Source organism: Pseudomonas sp. LAMO17WK12:I10 (genome assembly GCF_900215185.1).
GTDB lineage: Bacteria > Pseudomonadota > Gammaproteobacteria > Pseudomonadales > Pseudomonadaceae > Aquipseudomonas > Aquipseudomonas chlororaphis.
This window is the reverse complement of record NZ_OBDX01000006.1, coordinates 197,621-215,792: the sequence shown is the minus strand read 5'-3', so window position 1 is coordinate 215,792 and position 18,172 is coordinate 197,621. Positions and strand designations below refer to the sequence as shown.

At 62.1% G+C, this 18,172-nt stretch carries 18 protein-coding genes; 9 read left to right on the top strand and 9 right to left on the bottom strand.

The window, feature by feature from the left end:
- The 7 genes from mltB to CRO75_RS09850 all read left to right on the top strand — a co-directional run bounded on the left by mltB (position 1) and on the right by CRO75_RS09850 (position 6,501).
- Positions 1-1,014 (top strand): lytic murein transglycosylase B, encoded by a 1,014-nt coding sequence (gene mltB, locus CRO75_RS09880; protein ID WP_009045789.1) that lies wholly within the window; start codon positions 1-3, stop codon positions 1,012-1,014.
- A complete protein-coding gene (locus tag CRO75_RS09875) occupies positions 1,014-2,015 on the top strand; it encodes a septal ring lytic transglycosylase RlpA family protein (protein WP_007927105.1) in 1,002 nt (333 codons plus the stop codon). Before mltB ends, CRO75_RS09875 begins: the two co-directional genes overlap by 1 nt.
- A gap of 185 nt (positions 2,016-2,200) precedes the next feature.
- Positions 2,201-3,358, top strand: coding sequence for a D-alanyl-D-alanine carboxypeptidase family protein (locus CRO75_RS09870; protein ID WP_007927104.1), 1,158 nt, complete (start codon positions 2,201-2,203; stop codon positions 3,356-3,358).
- Positions 3,359-3,438: 80 nt separating this feature from the next.
- Positions 3,439-3,714 (top strand): DUF493 domain-containing protein, encoded by a 276-nt coding sequence (locus CRO75_RS09865; RefSeq protein WP_007927103.1) that lies wholly within the window; start codon positions 3,439-3,441, stop codon positions 3,712-3,714.
- Entirely contained in the window at positions 3,714-4,361 is a 648-nt protein-coding gene (lipB, locus tag CRO75_RS09860; RefSeq protein WP_097135112.1) for a lipoyl(octanoyl) transferase LipB, read from the top strand. Before CRO75_RS09865 ends, lipB begins: the two co-directional genes overlap by 1 nt.
- A 1-nt stretch (position 4,362) precedes the next feature.
- Positions 4,363-5,385, top strand: coding sequence for a lipoyl synthase (lipA, locus tag CRO75_RS09855; protein ID WP_007927101.1), 1,023 nt, complete (start codon positions 4,363-4,365; stop codon positions 5,383-5,385).
- A gap of 168 nt (positions 5,386-5,553) precedes the next feature.
- Complete coding sequence (locus tag CRO75_RS09850) at positions 5,554-6,501, top strand: LD-carboxypeptidase (protein ID WP_097135111.1); 948 nt, start codon at positions 5,554-5,556, stop codon at positions 6,499-6,501.
- A 78-nt stretch (positions 6,502-6,579) separates the two neighbouring features.
- Here the strand turns inward: CRO75_RS09850 and CRO75_RS09845 are convergent, their stop codons facing one another.
- The 5 genes from CRO75_RS09845 to leuS form a co-directional block, all read right to left on the bottom strand.
- The gene (locus CRO75_RS09845) at positions 6,580-7,902 is read right to left on the bottom strand and encodes a lytic murein transglycosylase (protein WP_097135110.1); all 1,323 of its coding nucleotides are present in this window, start codon (positions 7,900-7,902) and stop codon (positions 6,580-6,582) included.
- 61 nt (positions 7,903-7,963) lie between these two features.
- Positions 7,964-8,125, bottom strand: coding sequence for an alternative ribosome rescue factor ArfA (arfA, locus tag CRO75_RS09840; protein WP_097135109.1), 162 nt, complete (start codon positions 8,123-8,125; stop codon positions 7,964-7,966).
- A 154-nt stretch (positions 8,126-8,279) separates the two neighbouring features.
- Entirely contained in the window at positions 8,280-9,317 is a 1,038-nt protein-coding gene (gene holA, locus CRO75_RS09835; RefSeq protein ID WP_028683493.1) for a DNA polymerase III subunit delta, read from the bottom strand.
- Between the two features lie 39 nt (positions 9,318-9,356).
- On the bottom strand, positions 9,357-9,962 hold the full coding sequence (lptE, locus tag CRO75_RS09830; protein ID WP_097135108.1) for an LPS assembly lipoprotein LptE: 606 nt from the start codon (positions 9,960-9,962) through the stop codon (positions 9,357-9,359).
- An 88-nt stretch (positions 9,963-10,050) separates the two neighbouring features.
- The gene (gene leuS, locus CRO75_RS09825) at positions 10,051-12,657 is read right to left on the bottom strand and encodes a leucine--tRNA ligase (protein ID WP_097135107.1); all 2,607 of its coding nucleotides are present in this window, start codon (positions 12,655-12,657) and stop codon (positions 10,051-10,053) included.
- 260 nt (positions 12,658-12,917) lie between these two features.
- Between leuS and CRO75_RS09820 the strand changes: the two genes are divergently transcribed.
- Both CRO75_RS09820 and CRO75_RS09815 read left to right on the top strand, forming a co-directional pair.
- Complete coding sequence (locus CRO75_RS09820; protein WP_097135106.1) at positions 12,918-13,238, top strand: hypothetical protein; 321 nt, start codon at positions 12,918-12,920, stop codon at positions 13,236-13,238.
- A 127-nt stretch (positions 13,239-13,365) separates the two neighbouring features.
- Positions 13,366-14,136: a YdcF family protein gene (locus CRO75_RS09815; protein ID WP_097135105.1), complete on the top strand. Its 771-nt coding sequence runs from the start codon at positions 13,366-13,368 to the stop codon at positions 14,134-14,136.
- Between the two features lie 72 nt (positions 14,137-14,208).
- On the opposite strand, the gene lnt is transcribed toward CRO75_RS09815, so the two are convergent.
- Genes lnt through CRO75_RS09795 form a run of 4 tightly spaced genes read right to left on the bottom strand, consistent with a single transcriptional unit; the run spans position 14,209 to position 18,092 of the window.
- Positions 14,209-15,732 (bottom strand): apolipoprotein N-acyltransferase, encoded by a 1,524-nt coding sequence (lnt, locus tag CRO75_RS09810; RefSeq protein ID WP_097135104.1) that lies wholly within the window; start codon positions 15,730-15,732, stop codon positions 14,209-14,211.
- 8 nt (positions 15,733-15,740) lie between these two features.
- Positions 15,741-16,580 (bottom strand): HlyC/CorC family transporter, encoded by an 840-nt coding sequence (locus CRO75_RS09805; RefSeq protein WP_007927086.1) that lies wholly within the window; start codon positions 16,578-16,580, stop codon positions 15,741-15,743.
- Positions 16,581-16,585: 5 nt separating this feature from the next.
- Complete coding sequence (ybeY, locus tag CRO75_RS09800; RefSeq protein WP_097135103.1) at positions 16,586-17,080, bottom strand: rRNA maturation RNase YbeY; 495 nt, start codon at positions 17,078-17,080, stop codon at positions 16,586-16,588.
- The gene (locus CRO75_RS09795) at positions 17,073-18,092 is read right to left on the bottom strand and encodes a PhoH family protein (protein WP_007927082.1); all 1,020 of its coding nucleotides are present in this window, start codon (positions 18,090-18,092) and stop codon (positions 17,073-17,075) included. The genes ybeY and CRO75_RS09795 overlap by 8 nt, the downstream gene beginning before the upstream one ends.
- Positions 18,093-18,172 lie beyond the last annotated feature (80 nt).

Sequence of the window (18,172 nt, the reverse complement as noted above, 5' to 3'; positions counted from 1 at the left end):
ATGCAAGTAATGCGTGGCTGGACTGCTCGGTATGCACCGTGGGTCGGTCTGGTAGGCATCCTTGGTGCGGCGCAGGAAGCGCTGGCCGGCGGCGAATATGAAGGTTCCCCTCAAGTAGCCGAATTCGTGGGCGAAATGACTCGCGACTATGGTTTCGCGGGCGAACAGTTGATGGGCGTGTTTCGCGAGGCCGAGCGCAAGCAGTCGATCCTCGACGCCATTTCCCGGCCCGCCGAGCGGGTCAAGCAGTGGAAAGAATACCGGCCGATGTTCATCACCGACGCGCGCATCGCCCGCGGTGTGGACTTCTGGCGCCAGCACGAAGCGGTACTGGCCCGTGCCGAGCAGGAATACGGCGTGCCGGCCCAGGTGATCGTGTCGATCATCGGCGTCGAAACCTTCTTTGGGCGCAACACCGGTAATTACCGGGTGATCGATGCACTGTCGACCCTGGGCTTCGATTACCCGCCACGTGCCGAGTTCTTCCGCAAGGAATTGCGCGAATTCCTGCTGCTGGCCCGTGAAGAACAGGTCGATCCGCTGACCCTGAAAGGCTCCTACGCGGGTGCCATGGGCTTGCCGCAGTTCATGCCGAGCAGTTTTCGCGCCTATGCTGTGGACTTCGACGGTGATGGCCACATCAATATCTGGACCAATCCGGACGATGCCATCGGCAGCGTCGCCAGTTATTTCAAGCGTCACGGCTGGGAAGCCGGGCAGCCGGTGGTCAGTCGGGCCGAAGTGCGTGGCGATCAGGTCGACGAAGGCCTGACCACCGGTATCGAGCCGACGAAAACCGTCGGGGAGTTGCGGGCGCTGGGCTGGTCGAGTCATGATGCGCTGCGCGATGATATGCCGGTCACGGCTTTCCGCCTGGAAGGTGACAATGGCCCCGAATACTGGATGGGCCTGAAGAATTTCTACGCGATCACGCGTTATAACCGCAGCGTGATGTACGCCATGGCCGTACATCAGCTTTCTGAACAGCTGGTCCAAGCACGGGGCGTCAAGTAATGCTGGCATCGCCAAACCGCAAACCCCTGAAGCTGGTGGCTCTTGCCGCGTTGTCCTTGCTGGTGGTCAGTTGTTCGTCAACCCAGGCGCCGAAACAGAAAGGCCCGACGACAGCCGTACGTTCGACGCCGGGCCTGGACATCAACCGTGCCCACAAAGACGGCGCGCCCTGGTGGGACGTCGATGTATCGCGCATCCCCGACGCCACGCCGACCCTGCACACCGGCCCGTACAAGGCCAACCCTTATACGGTGCTGGGCAAGACCTATTTCCCGATGGCCGAATCCAAGCGTTATGTCGCTTCGGGCACGGCTTCCTGGTACGGCACCAAGTTCCACGGGCAGAACACCGCCAATGGCGAGGTGTATGACCTGTATGGCATGAGTGCCGCGCACAAGACCCTGCCCTTGCCGAGTTATGTCCGGGTGACCAACCTGGATAACCACAAAAGCGTGATCCTGCGGGTCAATGACCGTGGGCCGTTCTATTCGGACCGGATCATCGATTTGTCCTACGCCGCGGCCAAGAAGCTCGGTTATGCCGAGATCGGCACCGCCCGGGTCAAGGTCGAGGGTATCGACCCGCAGGAATGGTGGGCCCAGCGCGGTCGGCCGGCACCCTTGATGCTCAATGAGCCGAAAGCCGCGCCAGTGATGACGGCGTCCACGGGGACCGTCGAGCAATGGACGCCACCTGCACAGCAGCACGCCGCGGCCGTTGTGCCGGTGCAACTGGATGCAAAAAAAAACGCTTCTGCGCAAGCCTCTGGCCAGTATCTGCAGGTGGGCGCCTTCGCCAACCCGGACGCTGCCGAGCTCCTGCGCTCGAAGCTGAGCGGGATGGTGAGCGCTCCGGTGTTCATCAGCTCGATCGTGCGCAATCAACAGACCCTGCACCGGGTGCGCCTGGGGCCGATCGGCTCGCCGGGTGAGATCCAGCAAGTGCAGAACAGTGTCCGGCTGGCCAATCTGGGGCAGCCGAGCCTGGTAACCGCCGAGTAATAGGATTCTGATTCATGGTTCACCTGCGGTATTTGGGGGGTGAACCCAGGTTGTTGGCTCGTCGTACAACAAAAGCCCGGCAAGGGTCAGTGAGTGAACAACTGAACACGCGACAGCCCTTTAGAAGGCTGTCTGAATAGTTTTGTCCGCGAGGACAAGTTTCCATTAGCAATTTCGAGAGACGGATGAACATCACCACCTTTGCCAAACGCCTGTGTCTGCTTGTCCCGCTGATCATCACGCCTGCCGCCTGGGCGGTAGAAGTGATGCCGTCGCCACCGCAGCTGGCCGCCAAGTCCTATGTGCTCATGGATGCCAGCAGCGGTAACGTGCTGGTGGAGAACAACGGTGACCAGCGCCTGCCGCCAGCCAGCCTGACAAAGCTGATGACGGCCTACATCGCGACCCTGGAAATCCGTCGCGGCCAGATCGGCGAGAACGACCCGGTGACCGTCAGCGAGAACGCCTGGCGTACCGGCGGTTCGCGGATGTTCATCAAGGTCGGCTCGCAGGTCACTGTCAGCGACCTGTTGCACGGCATCATCATTCAGTCGGGTAACGACGCCAGCGTCGCGGTTGCCGAGCACATCGCCGGCAGCGAAGACGCCTTTGCCGACATGATGAACAAGACCGCCGGCGACCTGGGCATGAGCAACAGCCACTTCATGAACCCGACCGGCCTGCCGAACCCCGAGCACTACTCGTCGGCGCACGACATGGCGGTACTGGCTCGCGCCATCATTCACGAAGACCCGGCTCACTACGCGATCTACTCGCAGAAAGAGTTCTTCTGGAACGGCATCAAGCAACCTAACCGCAACCTGTTGCTGTGGCGCGACAAGACCGTCGACGGCCTGAAAACCGGCCACACCGACGAAGCCGGCTACTGCATGGTGTCCTCGGCCGTGCGTGACGGCATGCGCCTGATCGCCGTGGTGTTCGGTACCAACAGCGAGCAGGCTCGCGCGGCCGAAACCCAGAAGCTGCTGACCTACGGTTTCCGCTTCTTCGAAACCCAGACCTTCTACCAGAAGGGCACCGAGCTGGCTCAGGCCCCTGTCTGGAAAGGCACCACCTCCCAGATCAAGGCCGGCCTGGCCCAGGACCTGACCATGACCATGCCCAAAGGCCAGCTGAAGAAGCTCGCTGCCAGCATGACCATGAATCCACAATTGATCGCGCCTATCGCCAAGGGCGACGTGATCGGTAAAGTCGAAGTGAAACTGGACGACAAGGTGGTGCACAGCGCCGATCTGATCGCTCTGGACGCGGTCGACGAAGGTGGTATCTTCCGCCGCATGTGGGATAGCATCCGTCTATTCTTCTACGGCTTGTTCAACTGATATTGTCGACCCGCGCGGCCCTCGCTCTGAAATAGAGCGGGGGCCGCGTCCGTCGCCACGGCTTACGAGGCCGTTACGCCATGACAGACACCGAAGTAAAGGCGCCAAAGATCGAATTCCCCTGCGCGGATTACCCGATTAAGGTGATCGGCGACACCGGCGTGGGTTTCAAGGACAAGATCATCGCGATCCTTGAAAAACACGCGACCGTTGACCACAAGACCCTGGCCGAGCGCCAGAGCACCAACGGCAAGTACACGACCATCCAGCTGCACATCGTCGCCACCGGTCAAGAACAGCTGTATGACATCAACAGCGAGCTGCGGGCCACCGGTTTCGTGCACATGGTGCTGTGATGCCTCAAACGCTGGGCTTTCGCGAGCTCGGCCAGATGGCCTACGAGCCGGTCTGGCAGGCCATGCAACGCTTTACCAACGAACGCGGCAGCGACGCTCCCGATGAAGTCTGGCTGGTGCAGCATCCGCCGGTCTTTACCCAGGGCCAGGCGGGCAAGGCCGAACACCTGTTGCTTCCCGGGGATATCCCGGTGGTGCAGGTCGACCGGGGTGGCCAGGTGACCTACCACGGTCCTGGCCAACTGGTGGCTTATCTGCTGCTGGACGTGCGCCGCCTGGGTTTTGGCGTGCGCGACCTGGTCAGCCGGATGGAGCAGTGCCTGGTCGAGCTGCTGGCCAGCTACGGCGTGGCCGCGGCGGTCAAGCCGGATGCCCCCGGCGTTTACGTCGATGGCGCGAAAATCGCCTCCCTGGGCCTGCGGATCCGCCATGGTTGTTCCTTTCATGGCCTGGCCTTGAACGTGGACATGGATCTGCAGCCGTTTCGACGGATTAACCCCTGTGGCTATGCCGGGCTGGCAATGACCCAGCTGAGCGACCACACAGGACCGATTGAATTTGCCGAGGTAAGTGCCCGGCTGCGTGCGCAGCTCGTCAAACACCTCGACTATGCTGAGCAGACGACCCTAACGGGCGGAATCGACTGATATGACTACTGCGCAAGACGCTGTGCAAACCCTGATCCCGACGCTGGATGTTTCCGAGCGCCCGGCCCGTGCGAAAGTTGAAACCGGCGTTAAATTGCGCGGTGCCGAGAAAGTCGCGCGTATCCCGGTGAAGATCATCCCGACCACCGAACTGCCGAAGAAACCGGACTGGATTCGCGTGCGTATTCCGGTTTCCCCGGAAGTCGACCGGATCAAGCAATTGCTGCGCAAGCACAAATTGCACAGCGTCTGCGAAGAAGCGTCCTGCCCGAACCTGGGCGAGTGCTTCTCCGGCGGTACCGCGACCTTCATGATCATGGGCGACATCTGCACCCGCCGCTGCCCGTTCTGCGACGTCGGTCACGGCCGTCCGAAGCCTCTGGACGTCGATGAGCCGATGAACCTGGCGGTGGCCATCGCCGACCTGCGCCTGAAGTACGTGGTGATCACCTCGGTCGACCGCGATGACCTGCGCGACGGCGGTGCCCAGCACTTTGCCGACTGCATCCGCGAAATCCGCAAGCTGTCGCCGAACGTGCAACTGGAAACCCTGGTCCCGGACTACCGTGGCCGCATGGACGTGGCGCTGGAAATCACCGCGGCCGAGCCGCCGGATGTGTTCAACCACAACCTGGAAACCGTGCCGCGCCTGTACAAGGCCGCGCGCCCGGGTTCGGACTACCAGTGGTCGCTGACCCTGCTGCAGAAGTTTAAGCAGTTGGTACCGCATGTGCCGACCAAGTCCGGTCTGATGCTGGGCCTGGGCGAGACCGACGACGAAGTCATCGAGGTCATGAAGCGCATGCGCGAGCACGACATCGACATGCTGACCCTCGGCCAGTACCTGCAACCGTCCCGCAGCCACTTGCCGGTGCAGCGTTTCGTGCACCCGGACACCTTCGCCTGGTTCGCCGAGGAAGGTTACAAGATGGGCTTCAAGAACGTCGCCTCGGGCCCGCTGGTACGTTCCTCGTACCACGCCGACGAGCAGGCGAAGCTGGCCAAAGAAGGCCTGGTCTCCTGATGTAATACGCCCGCAAGGTCTTTTCCTTGCGGGCGTCATCTTCCGTTACGCCTGCGTCTCCCTCCCTTCATAGACTTTTCCTGCAAGCGCCGTGGCGTTTCGGCACTTCTGTTTGCCCGCTTTCATGTCTACTGTGCACTAGAGAATCCACACAGGGAGAACCACTGGATGACCCTCCAACCGACTGATGTCCTTTGTGCGCAACGGCCAGTGCCGGCGCTGCCTTCGCAAGGGCTGATCGGCTTGATTGCGCCCGCCGGGCCCGCAGCCCTGGATACCGAGCAAGCCGCCCGCTGGATGCGCGCTCGAGGTTATTCACTGCGGATTTATCCTGGGGTCCAGCAGAAGGACGGCTATCTGGCCGGTAGCGACGAGGTCCGCCTGAACGACCTGCACGCTGCTTTTGCCGATGACGATGTCGATACCATCCTGTGCCTGCGGGGTGGCTATGGCAGCCCACGCTTGCTCGACCGGATCGATTACGACCTGCTACGCCGCCATGCCAAGCCGTTTGTCGGCTACAGCGACATCACCGCGTTGCATCTGGCCATCAATCGTCATGCGGGGTTCGTGACCTTTCACGGGCCGATGCTCAATGCCGACTTGTTGGGTGACAAACAGCCACCTACCGAGTCCTCGCTGTTCAGCCTGCTCCGGGGGCAGTTGAAGGCTGGCAGCCTGCTGCGGCATCCGGCGGCTTATCCCTTGACCACCATCGAACCCGGCATCGCCTGCGGCCAGTTGCTGGGGGGCAACCTGTCGTTGATCGCCGCGACCATGGGCACGCCATACGAGATCAATGGCGACGGCATCATTCTGTTTATCGAAGACATCAACGAGCCGCTGTACCGTATCGACCGTCTGCTGACGCATCTGCGTCTGGCTGGCAAGCTCGACAGGCTTCGCGGGGTGCTGGTGGGGGATGTGGCGGGAGTAGAGCCCCAGGCGCTTGCCGGACTGCTCAAGCAGACCTTCGAACCCTTGCGCATTCCTGTTCTGGCTGGATGGCGCAGTGGCCACTGCGATCCGAACCTGACTCTGCCGATGGGGGCGATGGTCAGGCTGGATGCGGGGGAGAAGCAGTTGATCCTGGAACAGGACGTGGTATTCGGCTGATCAGCCCGTGCTCGCTGCCTTTGTGGGAGCGAGCTTGCTCAACTATGGCGCCCCTATGATTCGGCACACAGGCCTGGCTCAACGCGAGCGCAGGCTCTCCAGCAGCTTGTGGGTCGGATAGCCATCGGCGGGCCAGCCCAGCGATTGTTGGGCGCTGCGAATCGCCTTGCGGGTATTGGCACCGATAATGCCGTCCGGGTTGCCGGCATCGTAATTGTTGGCACTGAGCAGGTTCTGCAGCTCGATGCGCTCGGAGCGGCTGAGGGGCATGTCGTCCTTCGGCCAGACGCCGTTGATCAGGCCTGAACCGTTGAAGCGTTGTGACAGCAGGTTCACCGCCAGGGCATAGGACGAGGAGTTGTTGTACTTCAGAACGGCGCGGAAGTTGTCGAGGATCAGGAATGCCGGCCCGCGATAACCCGCCGGCAACAGCAAGGCCGCGGAAAGCTGTTCGGAGCCGGCCGGAACGCTGGCGCCGTTGGGCAGCTGCATGCCCAGGCGCAACCATTCGGCTACCGGTTTGCGGATCGCGCCATCCGCCAGCGCATAGTCGAAGCCGTTCGCCAACTGCACTTCGAAACCCCATGGCTGCCCCTTCTGCCAGCCGGAGCTTTGCAGATAGTGCGCGGTCGAGGCCAGGGCGTCGGCCGGGCTGTTCCAGATGTCGCGGCGGCCATCGCCGTCGAAGTCCACGGCGTGGGTGTTGTAGGTGGTCGGGATGAACTGGGTCTGTCCCATCGCGCCGGCCCAGGAGCCGAGCATCTTCTCGGGCTGGATGTCGCCGTGCTGGAGAATCTGCAGGGCGGCCAGCAGCTGGCTGTTGGCAAAGGCCGGACGGCGACCTTCGTAGGCCAGGGTCGCGAGGGAGCGGATGACCGATTTGTTGCCCTGGAACTCACCGAAGTTGCTTTCCATACCCCAGACCGCCACCAGGGCCTGGCGATCGACGCCATAACGCTGTTCGATCTGCTGCAGGATGTCGGCGTACTGATTGAGCAGTGCCTGGCCCTTGCGCACGCGCAGCGGCGACAGGGCACCGTCCAGGTATTCCCACACCGGCCGGGTGAATTCCGGCTGGCTGCGGTCGGCCTTGATCACGCCCATGTCCGGGGTGATACCGGCGAATGCACGGTCGAAAAGATCGGCACGGATTCCGGCGTTCAGGGCTTCGACACGAAAGCCTGCCTGCCATTGGGCAAAGGTCTGGGTTGGCTGGATGTCCAGGTTGTCGACGGCCAGCGGAGCGACGGTTGCAGGAGCGGCGAGAGGGGCGGCTTGAATGCTTTGGAGTGGCTGGGCATCGGCGGCGGTGGGTTTTTCCGCGCAGGCGACGAGCAGGGCAAGGCTGGAGGCAGCGATCAGTTGGCGCAGGTGCCAACGACGGGAAAGACAAAAGGGCATGCACAGGTCCAGAGAATACGAATCAGATACAGACCTTATCACGCCGGCGGGGTTCTCCGCTTTATGCAGTCAGAAAGTAAGAAGCCTCCCAGCTTTTAGACTGGAAGGCTTCGCGGCGGTAGCTGCCTTTGCCCTTGGCGGGTCGTTCCTGACGGCTGCGGAACAGTGGCTGGGCGATGATGGATTTGGCCTTGTTGGGGCCATGCTTGGATGGTTTGCTCATTTTCGGTTCTCGCTTGAGGTGGGGGTGCGCGGCAGATGATCGGCCAGCTTGAGCCCGCTGTCCAGCCCTTCGATGTGTAGGGTTTTTCAGCAAACATCACGGATTCCCCCATTCCCTGTAGGAACGGGCTTGCTCGCTCGGCGGGGCGTTGGGTTTATTCGGCGGGGAGAGGCAAGCGTTGTCCGGCCATCAGCAGCGACAGGCGGCTCAGGCTGCTCCAGGGCGAGCCGGCGGCCTGTCCCTTGATCTGCGCATCGATACGCTGGGCATCGAGCAGCAATTGCGCCCAGCGCGGCGCGGAATAGCGCTGCAGGGCCTTGCTCATCAGCGGCTTGCGTTTGTCCCAGACGGGCGGGCGGGCCTGGCTGAACACTTTATCCAGCGGAGTGCCCTGGCTGTACTGCAGCGACATATTGGCCAGCGATCGCAGTTCCCGGGACAGTGCCCAGAGAATCACCGGAGGTTCGACACCTTCGCCGCGCAGGCCTTCGAGCATACGCAGGGCATGCGCGGCCTCGCCATTGAGGATGGCGTCCACCAGTCCGAAAACGTCGAAGCGCGCACTGTCGGCGACCGCCGCTTGTACGGTTTCCACCGTGATCTGGCCACCCTCGGCCATCAGCTTGAGCTTTTCGATTTCCTGGGCCGCGGCCAGCAGGTTGCCTTCTACCCTGGCCGCGATGAGCTCCACGGCATCCTGACTGGCGGAAAGCCCGGCCTGGGACAGGCGTTGGCGAATCCACTGCGGCAACTGGCTGGCATCCACCGGCCAGATCTGGATGAACTGGGTCTGCTCGCCATCGATCAGGGCCTTGCCCCACTTGGTCTTTTGCGCGCTGCCATCGAGCTTGGGCAGGCTGATCAGCAGCAGGGTGTCTTCGGCCGGCCGTGAGCAGTATTCGATGAAGGCCGCGGCGCCTTTGTCGCCGGGCTTACCCGAAGGCAGGCGCAGTTCCAGCAGGCGTTTCTCGGCGAACAGCGACATGCTCGCGCCGGCTTGCAGCAGCGTTCCCCAATCGAAATTGGCGTCGGCGCTGAATACCTGGCGTTCATCGAAGCCCTGCTGGCGGGCGGCGCTGCGAATGGCGTCGGCGGCTTCCTGGCACAGCAACGGGTCGTCGCCACTGATGACATAGACCGGTGCGAGCGTGCCTTGTAGGTGTTTGCCGAGCTGAGCGGGGGCGAGTTTCATAAGGAGGGGCAAGCGGGGCGCCTGGGCGCCCCACAAGGCTTACTGGTTCGGCAGCTGCATGGGCGACTGTTGCGGGGTTTCCGCCTCAGCCTTCTGCGCGGCTTCCAACGCCTCGGCCTCGGCCTTGGCGCGGGCATCCGCGGTCTGCTGCAGTTGATCCAGTTGGGTCGGGGTCAGCAGTTGCAGGCGCAGCATCATGTTCTGCACCAGGTCGCGACGCATTTCCTTGCGCACTTCCAGCGATTCCTGGTCGGAACCCACCAGGTTGTTGCCGTCGTGGATGTAGACCTTCTGCACTTGCAGCTTGTCGCTGAGCAGGGTCAGGTTGTTCTGGCCCTGGATTTCGTAGTTCAGCACGGTGGTCAGTTCATACTCGGCCGAACGACCGGCGCCGGCGTAGCTGAGACTGCGCTGGGATTCCTGCTCGCGGGTCAGCACCAGCTTGTAGGGCGCACCGGCGTAGACCTTGACGCCACTGCTCTGCAGAACCTGGCGCAGCTGGGTCACGGTTTCGCCGTAAGCGTTACGGGCGCTCAGGTCGAGCTCCTTGATCGCCAGTTCGGTGGTGCCGGTACCGCGCAGCTGAAAGCCGCAGGCGCTCAGCAGTACAGCCAGGCCCATCACCAGGAGGTTGCGTTTGATCATCTTGTTGCTCCCCTTGAAACCATGTGGGCCGATAGGGCGGCCCTGGAGGTTTTATTCGGCGTCAGCCTTGGGCTGACGCCTGATCCAATTAGCTAGCGACGATATTGACCAGCTTGCCAGGCACGACGATCACTTTACGAATCGTCAGGCCTTCGGTGAAGCGCAGCACGTTCTCGTTGCTCCGGGCGGCGGCTTCGATCTCTTCACGGCTGGCGCTGGCCGGCATTTCGATCTGGCCACGCAGTTTGCCATTCACTTGAATGACCAGCTGCAGGCTGTCCTGAACCAGGGCGTTCTCATCCAGCACCGGCCAGCCGGCGTCGATGATGGCGCCGCTGCGACCCAGCTGGCTCCACAGTTCGTGGCTGATGTGCGGGGTGATCGGCGCCAGCAGCAGGGCCACGGTTTCCAGGCCTTCCTGCGACAGGGCGCGGTCCTGCGGGGTGGCTTGCGGTGCTTTTTCCAGCACGTTCATCAGCGTCATGACCTGAGCGATGGCGGTGTTGAATTTGTGGTTCTGGCCAACGTCCTGGCTGGCTTGCTTGATCGCCAGGTGGATGGCGCGACGAATGACTTTCTGTTCGTCGTTCAGCGAACCCAGCTCCAGTGTTCCCGGCAGGCCCTGGGCTACGTGAGCCTGAGCCAGGCGCCAGACGCGCTTGAGGAAGCGGTGGGCACCCTCGACGCCGGAGTCGGACCATTCCAGGCTCATGTCGGGCGGCGAAGCGAACATCATGAACAGGCGGCAGGTGTCCGCGCCGTACTGTTCGATCATCGACTGAGGGTCGACGCCGTTGTTCTTCGACTTGGCCATTTTTTCGGTGCCGCCGATTTCCACTGGCAGGCCGTCGCTGATCAGCTTGGCGCCCACGATCTTGGCCTTGCTGTCACGCTCCAGCTCGACATCGGCCGGGTTGTACCAGGTGTAGGCACCGTTGGCTTCGCGGCGGTAGTAGGTCTCGGCGACCACCATGCCTTGCGTCAGCAGGTTCTTGAACGGCTCGTTGGAACTGACCAGGCCCTCGTCGCGCATCAGCTTGTGGAAGAAGCGGGCATAGAGCAGGTGCAGGATCGCGTGTTCGATACCGCCGATGTACTGGTCCACCGGCAGCCAGTGGTTGGCCGCGGCCGGGTCGACCAGGCCACCCTCGTATTTTGGCGAGGCATAGCGGGCGTAGTACCAGGAGGACTCGACGAAGGTGTCCATGGTGTCGGTTTCACGCTTGGCAGGCTTACCGCATTTCGGGCAGCTGCATTCGTAGAACTCGGGCATGCGCGCCAGTGGCGAACCGGCGCCGTCCGGCACCACGTCTTCCGGCAGCACTACCGGCAGTTGCTCTTCCGGTACCGGTACATCGCCACAGCTGTCGCAGTGGATGATCGGGATCGGGCAGCCCCAGTAGCGCTGGCGGCTGATGCCCCAGTCGCGCAGGCGGAACTGGGTACGGGATTGGCCGAGGTTTTTCTTCAGCAGGGCGACTTCGATGGCATCGAAGGCGCCGGCAAAATCCAGGCCGTTGAACTCGCCGGAGTTGATCAGTTCGCCGTGCTCGCCGTAAGCGTCCTGCCAAGGCGCAGGCGTTTCGTCGCCAGCGCTGGTGCGCACCACGTTCTTGATCGGCAGGTTGTACTTGGTGGCGAATTCGTAGTCGCGCTCGTCGTGGGCCGGAACGGCCATTACCGCGCCATCGCCGTAGTGCATCAGCACATAGTTGGCGACCCATACCGGGAGTTTTTCACCGGTCAGCGGGTGTTCGACGAACAGCGAAGTCGGCAGGCCTTTCTTCTCTTGAGTGGCGATGTCGGCTTCGGCGACGCTGCCGCCCTTGCACTCGGCGATAAAGGCTTGCAGCGCCGGGTCGTTCTGCGCCGCCAGGGTGGCCAGCGGGTGCTCGGCGGCTACCGCGACGTAGGTCGCGCCCATCAGGGTGTCAGGGCGGGTGGTGAAGACTTTCAGTGCGCCCGCTTCGCCGATAGAGGCCTGGTCGTAGGGGAATTGCACTTCCATGCCACGGGATTTGCCGATCCAGTTGCGTTGCATGGTCTTGACCTGCTCGGGCCAGCCCGGCAGTTCGTCGAGACTCTCCAGCAGCTCATCCGCGTAGGCGGTGATCTTGAAGTAGTACATCGGGATTTCGCGTTTTTCGATCAGCGCGCCGGAACGCCAGCCGCGACCGTCGATCACCTGTTCGTTGGCCAGGACGGTCTGGTCGACCGGGTCCCAGTTCACGGTGCCGTTCTTGCGGTAGATCACGCCTTTTTCGAACAGGCGAGTGAACAGCCACTGTTCCCAGCGATAGTAGTCCGGCTTGCAGGTAGTGACCTCGCGGGACCAGTCCACCGCCAGGCCCAGGCTGCGCAGCTGGGACTTCATGTAGGCGATGTTTTCGTAGGTCCACTTGGCCGGTGCGACGTTGTTCTTCATCGCGGCGTTTTCCGCCGGCATGCCGAAGGCGTCCCAACCCATGGGTTGCAGTACGTTCTTGCCTTGCATGCGCTGGTAGCGGGAGATCACGTCGCCGATGGTGTAGTTACGCACGTGCCCCATGTGTAGCTTGCCGCTGGGGTAAGGGAACATCGACAGGCAGTAGTAAGTTTCCTTGCCTGGCTGTTCACTGACTTCAAAGGACTTTTGCTCATCCCAGAACGACTGGGCGGCGGCTTCGATTTCACGGGGCTGATAGTGTTCGTGCATGGCTACTTTTGAACTGAATAGGGGTGGCCTAATCCTCTTCAATGCAACGTTGGGCGGTGATGACGCCAGATATGGCGTTTTCGCTACCCAGTCGAGCTGGAAGTGGAGTTACAGGAAGCGCCGTAGCATACATGACCGCGCTCTACCGAGGGAAACCCTGATTACGCGCCGTGGGCCGTTGGTCGCGGCACCCTGCCGGTTTCGGCAGCGCGGCTAAGCTCAAAAAGGGGGAGTGATTCTTACTTTCATGAGGTGAGTGGATGGTTGAGTCGCAGCGAAAAGTTACAAAACCCGAGCTGTACGAACGATTGATAGATCGTCTGGCTTTGGCCTTGGATACAGCGAAAACAGCAGGGAGCTTGCGTAATGAGCGTCCTGCGGAGTTGGAGTTGCGGGGCCTGAGTCACGCCGAGCTCGAGGTGATCAAAGCCTATCTGGATCGTAGCGAGCGTGAGACGCAATTGAGCGTGCTCGAATGCCTGAGGCACGAAGTGACTCCACATTCGGCCAAGGTCATCTGGTTGAAAGACAAGGGGCCCGCCCGGGATGCGGTAAAGGTCCGATCCCTGCAGTTCAAGTGAGTCTGCGCAGCCCATGCGGGTATCTGCGCAGCGTCAACGCCGCGTACCTTGTGCGTGAAATCTGTTTCATATCTGTTGTTGCTTTGCTTTTACCCACTTAGGCTTCGAGCATCTTTGGAGATGCTCGATGCCTTTTCGTTATTTCGTCAAACAACTACTCCTGCCGCCAGGCCTTCTGTTGCTGCTGCTTCTGCTCGCCTGGTGGTTTCGCCGCTCGAGGCCGCGATTGGCCGGTGTGTGTTTTGCCCTCGGCCTGGGCGGGTTCTGGTTGATGAGCCTGCCTGTGATGGTGGAGTGGGGCGCGAGTGCCTTGGAAAGTGAGCCGGCGCTGACGCAAAGCCAGTGGTCGACCCTGGCCGGACAGGCCGATGCGATTGTGGTGCTGGGTTCGGGGCGCGAACGTGGCGATCCGGCCTGGGGTTCCGACCAGCCGACCGGTGTTGGTCTGGAGCGCCAGCGCTATGCGGCGCGCCTGGCCAAGGCTTCCGGGCTGCCGATCCTGACCAGCGGTGGCCTGCACTACGGCACGCCGCCAACGGAAGCGGCGCTGATGGCCGAGTCGTTGCTGAACGATTTCGACGTGACGGTGCGCTGGCAGGAAGGGCGTAGCCGCACGACCTGGGAAAACGCCCAATTCAGCGCGCAAGTGCTGGGGCCGCAGGGCGTCAAGCGTGTGGTGCTGGTCACCCAGGCCTGGCATATGCAGCGGGCTGTCTGGAGTTTCGAGCGGGCAGGATTCACCGTGGTGCCGGCACCCGTGGGGTTCCTCGGGGTGGATAACGCCAGGCCGCTGGGCGGCTGGATGCCGGAGTTCAAATCGATCTGGCAGAGCGGCCAGTTGTTGAACGAGGCGGTGGGGCTGGTGGGTTACAAGCTGTTTTATCGTGGAGAGGACTAGGTTCATCTCGAGCCAGTCCGCTCCCACAGGAATCGCAAATCCCCGGCAGGAGCGAGCAGGCTCGCGATAAGGTCAGACGGTCTTGGCGATCCGGCTGGCCAGCAGGGCCCAGCCGAACAGCAGGAGGCTCACAATGATCAGTGGCCACGAGCGCCACTGCAGGTAAGGCGTCAGGTTGTGCATCGGCACCACTTCGCCGTACAGGATTCCGCGTTCGAACTGCGGAATCTGCACAGTGATCTTGCCGAACGGATCGATCAGGCCGGTCACCCCGTTGTTGGTGGCGCGGATCATCCAGCGGCCGGCTTCCAGGGCACGCATCTGGGCCATCTGCAAGTGCTGCAGCGGGCCGATCGAGGTGCCGAACCAGGTGTCGTTGCTGATGGTCAGCAGCAGGTCGCTGCGGGCTGACAGGCTGGCGGCGAATTCCGGGTAAACCACCTCGTAGCAGATGAACGGCGCGATCTGGTAACCCTTGGCTTGCAGCAAAGGCTGGTCGGCGGGGCCGCGGGCGAAGTCCGACATGGGCAGGTCGAAGAGCGCGATCAGGCCGCGCAGCAAGTCCTGCAGGGGCACGTACTCACCGAAGGGCACGAGCTTCTGCTTGAGGTATTCGCCATCGCCTTCGCCGACCACGGTAATGCCGTTGAAGTAGCGTTTCTGGTGGTGCACTTCCTGGCGGATCGGTACACCGGTGATCAACGCCGAATGCCGGTCGGCGGCGAAGTTGCCCATCATGTTCAGATAACCTTCGGCCGACTCCTTGAGCACGGGCACCGCGGTTTCCGGCCACACCAGCAGATCCACGCGCTTGGAACTGAAGCTCATGTCGCGGTACAGCGCCAGTTGGGAGTTGAGTTGCGCAGGGTCCCATTTCAGGCTCTGTTCGATATTGCCCTGGATCGCCGCCACGGTCAGCGGCTCGCCCGACGGGCTGGTCCAGGCATGTCCCTTGAGCGCGATGCCGATCACCCAGGGGGCGACCAGCAGCGCCAGGCCGGCGGCGATGAACCCCTTGCGTCCGGCGCGGATCAAGCCGGGCAGGTTGTAGAGCAGGGCTGCGGTCAGCGCCAGGGTAAAGGAGATCAGCCACATGCCGCCCAGAGGGGCCAAGCCGGCCAGCGGGCCGTCGAGTTGGCTGTAGCCGGAATAGAGCCAGGGGAAACCCGTCAGGAACCAGCCGCGGAAGGCTTCCTGGCCCACCCAAAGGGCGGCGAAGGCCAGGGCATCGGCGAGAGGGGCTTCATTGCGCCGCAGCCAACGCGCCCAGAGCCAGGCCGGCAGGGCGAAAAAGAAGGCGATGGCGGCAATGAAGGCCAGCATCAGTAAACCGGCCAGCAGCACCGAGGCGCCGCCGTAGGTATGGATGCTGACGTAGATCCAGCTGGTGCCGGCGGCAAACAGGCCGAAGCCGAAACACCAGCCGCGCCACAGCGCCTGACGCGGGCTCAGCTCGCGCAGGCCGGCATAAAAGAAGCCGACCGCCAGCAGTGCCAGCGGCCAGATGTCGTACGGCGCCAGGGCCAGGGTGGTGATTGCGCCAGCCGCCATGGCCAGCAGGTTACCGGGCCAGCCGGGGCGGGTTAAGCGCAGCATGTCGATCCTTAGCGGGGGATAGGCGTTAGTCGCAGCAGATGAATCCGACGGCTGTCGGCATTCAGGATACGGAAGCGATAGGCACCGATTTCGGTGATTTCGTTACGTTTAGGCAGGTGCCCGAACGCGCTCATCACCAGGCCGCCGACGGTGTCGAACTCGTCGTCGGAGAACTCGCTGTCGAAGAACTCGTTGAAGTTCTCGATCGGCGTCAACGCCTTGATCAGGAAATCACCGCTCGGCAGGGGCTTGATGTAGCTGTCTTCCTCGACATCGTGCTCGTCTTCGATGTCGCCGACGATCTGCTCCAGCACGTCCTCGATGGTCACCAGGCCTGCCACGCCGCCGTATTCGTCGATGACGATGGCCATGTGATTGTGGTTGGCGCGGAATTCGCGCAGCAGCACGTTCAGGCGCTTGGATTCGGGAACGAAGGTCGCCGGACGCAGCAGGTCCTTGATGTTGAAGCTGTCGCCGTTCTCCTTGAGGATCAGCGGCAGCAGGTCCTTGGCCAGCAGGACGCCCATGACGTCGTCATGGCTTTCGCCGATCACCGGATAACGCGAGTGCGCGGAATCGAGAACGGACGGCAGGAATTCGCGGGGAGTCTGGGTCGCCTTGATGCTGATCATCTGCGAGCGCGGAACCATGATGTCCCGTACCTGCAGGTCAGCGACCTGGATGGCGCCTTCGACGATGGCCAGCGCTTCGCTGTCCAGCAACTTGTTCTGATGGGCTTCGCGCAGCAGCTCCAGCAGCTCCTGGCGGTTTTTCGGCTCATGGGCAAAAGCCTGGGTCAGTTTACCCAGCCACGACTTTTGCCCGCTGCTCGATCGGTCTTCGCTCATAGCGATTACTCTAAATCCTTGGTTGTTACAGATGGATGTTCTTCGGTTTCGTCGTCCGCATAAGGGTCGGGATGACCCAGTTCTGCAAGCAACGTTCGTTCCAGTGCTTCCATTTCCTCGGCTTCGTCGTCATCTATATGGTCGTAACCCAAGAGATGCAAGCAGCCGTGAATCACCAGATGGGCCCAGTGGGCCTGGAGGTCCTTGCCTTGTTCGGCGGCTTCGCGCTCGACCACTTCGACGCAGATCACCAGGTCGCCGAGCAATGGAATGTCCAGCAGCTCGTCCGGCACGTCGGCGGGGAACGACAGGACGTTGGTGGCGTAGTCCTTCTGCCGCCAGGTGCGGTTCAGTTCGCGGCCTTCGGGTTCGTCCACCAGGCGGATGGTCAGTTCCGAGTCGGCCGTGCGCTGGCGCAGGGCCAGCTCACACCATTGGCGGAACAGGGTCTCACTGGGAGCAGGCTTGTCGCTTGCCAGTTGCAGATCAAGCTCAAGCATCGTGGCGATTGCCTTTTTCCGCGGCGGACTGGGCGGACTCGTCGGCCACGCGCTGCTCGAAGCGCTCGTAGGCTTCGACGATGCGTTGCACCAGCGGATGGCGCACCACGTCCTTGGGCATGAAGTGAGTGAAGCTGATGCCCGGCACATCCTTGAGGACGTTGATCACATGAGCCAGGCCGGACTTGGTGCCCTTGGGCAGGTCGACCTGGGTGATGTCGCCCGTGATCACAGCGGTGGAGCCGAAGCCGATCCGGGTCAGGAACATCTTCATCTGCTCGACGGTGGTGTTCTGGCTTTCGTCGAGGATGATGAAACTGTTGTTCAGCGTACGACCGCGCATGTAGGCCAGCGGCGCAATCTCGATGACCTGGCGCTCGATCAGCTTGGCCACGTGTTCGAAGCCGAGCATTTCATACAACGCGTCATACAACGGGCGCAGGTACGGGTCGATCTTCTGGGCCAGGTCACCCGGCAGGAAACCGAGTTTCTCCCCGGCTTCGACCGCCGGACGCACCAGCAGGATGCGCCGTACCTGCTCACGCTCCAGTGCGTCTACCGCACAGGCCACGGCCAGGTAGGTCTTGCCGGTACCGGCCGGGCCGATGCCGAAGTTGATGTCGTTGCCGAGGATTTCCTTGACGTAGCGCTGCTGATTCAAGCCGCGGGGGCGAATCATGCCTTTTTTGGTGCGCAGGGCGACGGCCGCTTCGGCGACAGGGTGATTGTCCAGTTCTTCGACGGCGGATTCCTGGAGGAACAGGTGCACCATGTCCGGCGACAGCTCGGTACCCTTGGTTTCCCGGTACAGGCGGCGCAGGAGGTTTTCCGCGGAGGTGGTGTGCTTGGGTTCGCCGATCAGCTCGAACTGATTGCCGCGGTTGCGGATCTCGATGGTCAGGCGCTGCTCGATCAAGCGCAAATGCTCGTCGAATTGCCCGCACAGATTGGCGAAGCGGCGAGCCTCAAAGGGCTCGAGGATGAAACGATGTGGTTCTATGGGTGCGTTCAAGGTCGTTTTTTAGCCGCCCAACGGCAATAAAGGATGAAATCAAGGATAACGCCAGAGGCCTGGGTGCGAAAGCTCTTATA

Coding starts and splice junctions, on each gene's coding strand:
- mltB (WP_009045789.1), top strand. CDS start 1: ATGCAAGTAATGCGTGGCTGGACTGCTCGGTATGCACCGTGGGTCGGT.
- CRO75_RS09875 (WP_007927105.1), top strand. CDS start 1,014: ATGCTGGCATCGCCAAACCGCAAACCCCTGAAGCTGGTGGCTCTTGCC.
- CRO75_RS09870 (WP_007927104.1), top strand. CDS start 2,201: ATGAACATCACCACCTTTGCCAAACGCCTGTGTCTGCTTGTCCCGCTG.
- CRO75_RS09865 (WP_007927103.1), top strand. CDS start 3,439: ATGACAGACACCGAAGTAAAGGCGCCAAAGATCGAATTCCCCTGCGCG.
- lipB (WP_097135112.1), top strand. CDS start 3,714: ATGCCTCAAACGCTGGGCTTTCGCGAGCTCGGCCAGATGGCCTACGAG.
- lipA (WP_007927101.1), top strand. CDS start 4,363: ATGACTACTGCGCAAGACGCTGTGCAAACCCTGATCCCGACGCTGGAT.
- CRO75_RS09850 (WP_097135111.1), top strand. CDS start 5,554: ATGACCCTCCAACCGACTGATGTCCTTTGTGCGCAACGGCCAGTGCCG.
- CRO75_RS09845 (WP_097135110.1), bottom strand. CDS start 7,902: ATGCCCTTTTGTCTTTCCCGTCGTTGGCACCTGCGCCAACTGATCGCT.
- arfA (WP_097135109.1), bottom strand. CDS start 8,125: ATGAGCAAACCATCCAAGCATGGCCCCAACAAGGCCAAATCCATCATC.
- holA (WP_028683493.1), bottom strand. CDS start 9,317: ATGAAACTCGCCCCCGCTCAGCTCGGCAAACACCTACAAGGCACGCTC.
- lptE (WP_097135108.1), bottom strand. CDS start 9,962: ATGATCAAACGCAACCTCCTGGTGATGGGCCTGGCTGTACTGCTGAGC.
- leuS (WP_097135107.1), bottom strand. CDS start 12,657: ATGCACGAACACTATCAGCCCCGTGAAATCGAAGCCGCCGCCCAGTCG.
- CRO75_RS09820 (WP_097135106.1), top strand. CDS start 12,918: ATGGTTGAGTCGCAGCGAAAAGTTACAAAACCCGAGCTGTACGAACGA.
- CRO75_RS09815 (WP_097135105.1), top strand. CDS start 13,366: ATGCCTTTTCGTTATTTCGTCAAACAACTACTCCTGCCGCCAGGCCTT.
- lnt (WP_097135104.1), bottom strand. CDS start 15,732: ATGCTGCGCTTAACCCGCCCCGGCTGGCCCGGTAACCTGCTGGCCATG.
- CRO75_RS09805 (WP_007927086.1), bottom strand. CDS start 16,580: ATGAGCGAAGACCGATCGAGCAGCGGGCAAAAGTCGTGGCTGGGTAAA.
- ybeY (WP_097135103.1), bottom strand. CDS start 17,080: ATGCTTGAGCTTGATCTGCAACTGGCAAGCGACAAGCCTGCTCCCAGT.